Origin of the sequence: Halalkalibacterium halodurans, assembly GCF_004376175.1 — a bacterium.
GTDB lineage: Bacteria > Bacillota > Bacilli > Bacillales > Bacillaceae_D > Halalkalibacterium > Halalkalibacterium halodurans.
Window position 1 is genome coordinate 1 of record NZ_SNUY01000112.1, and the last position, 5,649, is coordinate 5,649.

The 5,649-nt window shown below is 52.2% G+C and carries 1 protein-coding gene, 16 tRNA genes and 2 rRNA genes; all 19 read right to left on the reverse strand.

The window, feature by feature from the left end; all coding sequences use genetic code 11:
- On the reverse strand, positions 1–410 hold a 410-nt coding region (locus E2L07_RS19875; RefSeq protein WP_134229345.1), incomplete at its 3' end, for a transposase family protein.
- 228 nt (positions 411–638) lie between these two features.
- Positions 639–715: transfer RNA gene (locus E2L07_RS19880), tRNA-Arg, on the reverse strand.
- Between the two features lie 15 nt (positions 716–730).
- Positions 731–819, reverse strand: a tRNA-Leu gene (locus E2L07_RS19885).
- Between the two features lie 26 nt (positions 820–845).
- Positions 846–916: transfer RNA gene (locus E2L07_RS19890), tRNA-Cys, on the reverse strand.
- Positions 917–923: 7 nt separating this feature from the next.
- Positions 924–998: transfer RNA gene (locus tag E2L07_RS19895), tRNA-Gly, on the reverse strand.
- Between the two features lie 4 nt (positions 999–1,002).
- Positions 1,003–1,077 (reverse strand) — tRNA-Gln (locus tag E2L07_RS19900).
- Positions 1,078–1,090: 13 nt separating this feature from the next.
- Positions 1,091–1,166, reverse strand: a tRNA-His gene (locus E2L07_RS19905).
- A gap of 18 nt (positions 1,167–1,184) precedes the next feature.
- Positions 1,185–1,258, reverse strand: a tRNA-Trp gene (locus tag E2L07_RS19910).
- Positions 1,259–1,269: 11 nt separating this feature from the next.
- Positions 1,270–1,354 (reverse strand) — tRNA-Tyr (locus E2L07_RS19915).
- Positions 1,355–1,408: 54 nt separating this feature from the next.
- Positions 1,409–1,484 (reverse strand) — tRNA-Thr (locus tag E2L07_RS19920).
- A gap of 5 nt (positions 1,485–1,489) precedes the next feature.
- Positions 1,490–1,565 (reverse strand) — tRNA-Phe (locus E2L07_RS19925).
- Between the two features lie 10 nt (positions 1,566–1,575).
- A tRNA-Asp gene (locus E2L07_RS19930) sits at positions 1,576–1,652 on the reverse strand.
- Positions 1,653–1,656: 4 nt separating this feature from the next.
- Positions 1,657–1,733, reverse strand: a tRNA-Met gene (locus tag E2L07_RS19935).
- Between the two features lie 179 nt (positions 1,734–1,912).
- Positions 1,913–1,988: transfer RNA gene (locus E2L07_RS19940), tRNA-Val, on the reverse strand.
- Positions 1,989–2,022: 34 nt separating this feature from the next.
- Positions 2,023–2,094 (reverse strand) — tRNA-Glu (locus E2L07_RS19945).
- Positions 2,095–2,107: 13 nt separating this feature from the next.
- Positions 2,108–2,201, reverse strand: a tRNA-Ser gene (locus E2L07_RS19950).
- A 1-nt stretch (position 2,202) separates the two neighbouring features.
- A tRNA-Asn gene (locus E2L07_RS19955) sits at positions 2,203–2,277 on the reverse strand.
- 9 nt (positions 2,278–2,286) lie between these two features.
- Positions 2,287–2,402: ribosomal RNA gene (gene rrf / locus E2L07_RS19960) — 5S ribosomal RNA — on the reverse strand.
- A 305-nt stretch (positions 2,403–2,707) separates the two neighbouring features.
- Positions 2,708–5,646, reverse strand: a 23S ribosomal RNA gene (locus E2L07_RS19965).
- Between the last annotated feature and the right edge of the window lie 3 nt (positions 5,647–5,649).

A 5,649-nucleotide genomic window follows, 5' to 3' on the forward strand; every position in this document is an offset into this window, starting at 1 on the left:
GCCGCCAATTGATCAAACCGGCGCATGGCAGTTGTCACGGACGTTTGGAATTGATTCGCTGTGTCCGTAAAGTTCTTCCCTTGAATGAGCCGTAAGCGAAACGCTTGATTCCATTCCACTGTCTGACGCTGATATCGCTCTACAAAACAGGCTTTCTCCGCAAACCGCTTCCCGCATCTGCACGCGTACCGGCGCTTTCGATAGAATAGATACACCCACCGTTCAAAGAGCTTGAGATGTTGAACTTTTTGGATGCGGTAATCATGGATTCTCTCGGTTCTCTCCCCGCAGGATGGGCAACGATGAGGCGTTCGCGGCATTTCTACATGGAGCGCGATAAAGCCCTCTCGTTCCTCCATCTTTGTGACCTTCACACCTTTTAATCCGGGCAAATTCATGGTAAAATTCATCGTACACGCAGCTCCTATCCTTTCTTTGTTTCTCGGCAATTCAAGGATAATGGATAAAGGAGCCTGCGTGCATTTTTTTTGCCCTCTTTTGTGCAAAAACCCCAACATTTATTGTAGAGCCTGTTTTTTTATGCTCATATTTGTTTCTTAACCCCAACAAATATTATAGAGCCACAAAAAAGAGCATTGGATCATCCAATGCTCTTTGTATGTACGTATATATAGAAATGGCGCGCCCGAGAGGAGTCGAACCCCTAACCTTTTGATCCGTAGTCAAACGCTCTATCCAATTGAGCTACGGGCGCAAAGCTTGTCTAAAATGGTGCCGAGGGCCGGACTCGAACCGGCACGGTAGTCACCTACCGCAGGATTTTAAGTCCTGTGTGTCTGCCAATTCCACCACCCCGGCAAGGAATTACGTGGAAAGATCAAAAAAGGCGGCACCCGGATTCGAACCGGGGATAAGGGTTTTGCAGACCCGTGCCTTACCACTTGGCTATGCCGCCAAAGTTTTGGAGCGGAAGACGGGATTCGAACCCGCGACCCCCACCTTGGCAAGGTGGTGTTCTACCACTGAACTACTTCCGCTTATTGGCTGGGCTAGCTGGATTCGAACCAGCGCATCACGGAGTCAAAGTCCGTTGCCTTACCGCTTGGCTATAGCCCAATATCAAAACTAATGGGGCGACTGATGGGAATCGAACCCACGAGTGCCGGAGCCACAATCCGGTGCGTTAACCACTTCGCCACAGTCGCCACACTGAAATGATAAATTGGCAGGGGCAGTAGGAATCGAACCCACACCGGAGGTTTTGGAGACCTCTGTTCTACCGTTAAACTATGCCCCTTTGAAAATAAATGGTGGAGGGGGACGGATTCGAACCGCCGAACCCTGAGGGAGCGGATTTACAGTCCGCCGCGTTTAGCCACTTCGCTACCCCTCCATTAAGGAACAACATCTATGATACCGAAAAATCATCATATCGTCAATGGAAAAATGGTGCCGGCCAGAGGACTTGAACCCCCAACCTACTGATTACAAGTCAGTTGCTCTACCAATTGAGCTAGACCGGCACAGATGGTGGCTCGGGACGGAATCGAACCGCCGACACATGGATTTTCAGTCCATTGCTCTACCGACTGAGCTACCGAGCCTTATGTATAATGGCGGTCCGGACGGGACTCGAACCCGCGACCTCCTGCGTGACAGGCAGGCATTCTAACCAACTGAACTACCGGACCTTATTGGTTGCGGGGGACGGATTTGAACCGCCGACCTTCGGGTTATGAGCCCGACGAGCTACCAGACTGCTCCACCCCGCGTCGTTATAAAGTATATGGATGATGTTTTTTCTAAGAAGCAGGACCTCTCCTCTTCTTGCTTTCTCACAGACGCCATCATGCGTCGAGGTTACTCGTTGCTTTCTCGGCAGAAGTTTCGCTCGTTGCTCCATCCCGCGCCGTTATAAAGTATATGAGTAATTTTCTTCTTAATGAGTGAATGGTGGAGGATGACAGGATCGAACTGCCGACCCCCTGCTTGTAAGGCAGGTGCTCTCCCAGCTGAGCTAATCCTCCGATACATAAAGAACATAAAGTCCTAAAGAAAGAATGACCCGTACGGGATTCGAACCCGTGTTACCGCCGTGAAAGGGCGGTGTCTTAACCACTTGACCAACGGGCCACGGTAATTTATCTGGCGGAGAGCGAGGGATTCGAACCCTCGAGACGGTTTGTCACCGCCTACACGATTTCCAATCGTGCTCCTTCGGCCAACTCGGACAGCTCTCCGTGGCTCCACAGGTAGGACTCGAACCTACGACCGATCGGTTAACAGCCGATTGCTCTACCACTGAGCTACTGTGGAACATTAGTTGCTTGGCAGCGTCCTACTCTCGCAGGGGGAAGCCCCCAACTACCATCGGCGCTGAAGAGCTTAACGACCGTGTTCGGCATGGGAACGGGTGTGGCCTCTTCGCTATCGCCACCAAACCATTTAGTTACGGCTTCCGATTAACGTCGCATCTTGGTGTCATCTTCACTCCTTCAGATCCTCACGTACCGTGTGTACGCTCCGGTCTGTCGTCGCTCGATTCCTAAAACTGCTCGTTTCTCGAAACCCTTTCCTTTGGACCGTAAGAGAATAATCTCTTGATCCTCTTTGTAGATATTCACGGCTTCCGATCAACGTCGCACATGGTGCGATGTTGTATCGAAGCTTCTTTGGAGAACAAGATTCTCTCAAAACTAGATAATGGGACGCTTCTCGAGTTCGAGACGTTGCTTTTGATTTGTTTTTGGATAAGTCCTCGACCGATTAGTATCTGTCAGCTTCACGTGTCGCCACGCTTCCACACCAGACCTATCAACCTCATCATCTCTAAGGGGTCTTACTGGATTTACTCCATGGGAAATCTCATCTTGAGGGGGGCTTCATGCTTAGATGCTTTCAGCACTTATCCCGTCCACACGTAGCTACCCAGCGATGCTCCTGGCGGAACAACTGGTACACCAGCGGTGTGTCCATCCCGGTCCTCTCGTACTAAGGACAGCTCCTCTCAAATTTCCTACGCCCGCGACGGATAGGGACCGAACTGTCTCACGACGTTCTGAACCCAGCTCGCGTACCGCTTTAATGGGCGAACAGCCCAACCCTTGGGACCTACTTCAGCCCCAGGATGCGATGAGCCGACATCGAGGTGCCAAACCTCCCCGTCGATGTGAACTCTTGGGGGAGATAAGCCTGTTATCCCCAGGGTAGCTTTTATCCGTTGAGCGACGGCCCTTCCATACGGCACCGCCGGATCACTAAGCCCGACTTTCGTCCCTGCTCGACTTGTAGGTCTCGCAGTCAAGCTCCCTTTTGCCTTTGCACTCTACGAATGATTTCCAACCATTCTGAGGGAACCTTTGGGCGCCTCCGTTACTGTTTAGGAGGCGACCGCCCCAGTCAAACTGCCCACCTGACACTGTCCCTGAACCGGATCACGGTTCGAGGTTAGAATGTCAATACCGTCAGGGTAGTATCCCACCAGCGCCTCCACCGAAGCTAGCGCTCCGGCTTCCAAGGCTCCTACCTATCCTGTACAAACGGTACCAACATCCAATATCAAGCTACAGTAAAGCTCCATGGGGTCTTTCCGTCCTGTCGCGGGTAACCTGCATCTTCACAGGTACTATAATTTCACCGGGTCTCTCGTTGAGACAGTATCCAAGTCGTTACACCATTCGTGCGGGTCGGAACTTACCCGACAAGGAATTTCGCTACCTTAGGACCGTTATAGTTACGGCCGCCGTTTACTGGGGCTTCAATTCAGAGCTTCTCCCGAAGGGATAACCCCTCCTCTTAACCTTCCAGCACCGGGCAGGTGTCAGCCCCTATACTTCGCCTTGCGGCTTCGCAGAGACCTGTGTTTTTGCTAAACAGTCGCTTGGATCTTTTCACTGCGGCTCTCTCGGGCTTGCACCCTATCAGAGCACCCCTTCTCCCGAAGTTACGGGGTCATTTTGCCGAGTTCCTTAACGAGAGTTCTCCCGAGCGTCTTAGAATTCTCTTCTCGCCTACCTGTGTCGGTTTGCGGTACGGGCACCTCTCACCTCGCTAGAGGCTTTTCTTGGCAGTGTAGGATCAGGAACTTCGGTACTATCATTTCCCTCGCCATCACAGCTCAGCCTTTATGGAAAGCGGATTTGCCTACTTCCCAGCCTAACTGCTTGGACGCGCATTTCCATCAGCGCGCTTACCCTACCTTTCTGCGTCCCCCCATTGCTCAAACGGTGAGGAGGTGGTACAGGAATTTCCACCTGTTGTCCATCGCCTACGCCTTTCGGCCTCGGCTTAGGTCCCGACTAACCCTGAGCGGACGAGCCTTCCTCAGGAAACCTTGGGCTTTCGACGGAGGGGATTCTCACCCCTCTTTTCGCTACTCATACCGGCATTCTCACTTCTACGCGCTCCACCAGTCCTCTCGGTCTGACTTCGCTGCACGTAGAACGCTCCCCTACCACTCGCACCAACGGTGCGAATCCATAGCTTCGGTGATACGTTTAGCCCCGGTACATTTTCGGCGCAGAGTCACTCGACCAGTGAGCTATTACGCACTCTTTAAATGGTGGCTGCTTCTAAGCCAACATCCTGGTTGTCTGGGCAACTCCACATCCTTTTCCACTTAACGTATACTTTGGGACCTTAGCTGATGGTCTGGGCTGTTTCCCTCTTGACTACGGATCTTAGCACTCGCAGTCTGACTCCCGAGGATAAGTCATTGGCATTCGGAGTTTGACTGAATTCGGTAATCCGGTGGGGACCCCTAGTCCAATCAGTGCTCTACCTCCAAGACTCTTCCCTCGAGGCTAGCCCTAAAGCTATTTCGGGGAGAACCAGCTATTTCCGAGTTCGATTGGCATTTCACCCCTACCCACACCTCATCCCCGCATTTTTCAACATGCGTGGGTTCGGGCCTCCATTCAGTGTTACCTGAACTTCACCCTGGACATGGGTAGATCACACGGTTTCGGGTCTACGACGGCGTACTATTTCGCCCTATTCAGACTCGCTTTCGCTGCGGCTCCGCTTTTTCAGCTTAACCTTGCACGACATCGTAACTCGCCGGTTCATTCTACAAAAGGCACGCTGTCACCCGTTAATGGGCTCCAACTAGTTGTAGGCACACGGTTTCAGGATCTTTTTCACTCCCCTTCCGGGGTGCTTTTCACCTTTCCCTCACGGTACTGGTTCACTATCGGTCACTAGGGAGTATTTAGCCTTGGGAGATGGTCCTCCCAGCTTCCGACGGGGTTTCACGTGTCCCGCCGTACTCAGGATCCACTCTGGAGGAAACGAAGTTTCGGCTACAGGGTTGTTACCTTCTGTGACGGACCTTTCCAGGTCGCTTCACCTACTTCGTTTCTTTCTGACTCCGTATAGAGTGTCCTACAACCCCAAGAGGCAAGCCTCTTGGTTTGGGCTGTTTCCGTTTCGCTCGCCGCTACTCAGGAAATCGCATTTGCTTTCTCTTCCTCTGGGTACTTAGATGTTTCAGTTCCCCAGGTCTGCCTCCTCATACCCTATAGATTCAGGTATGGGTACCATCCCATTACGGATGGTGGGTTCCCCCATTCGGATATCCCCGGATCAAAGCTTACTTACAGCTCCCCGAGGCGTTTCGCCGTTCGTCGCGTCCTTCTTCGGCTCCTAGTGCCAAGGCATCCACCGTGCGCCCTTTCTAACTTAACCAAA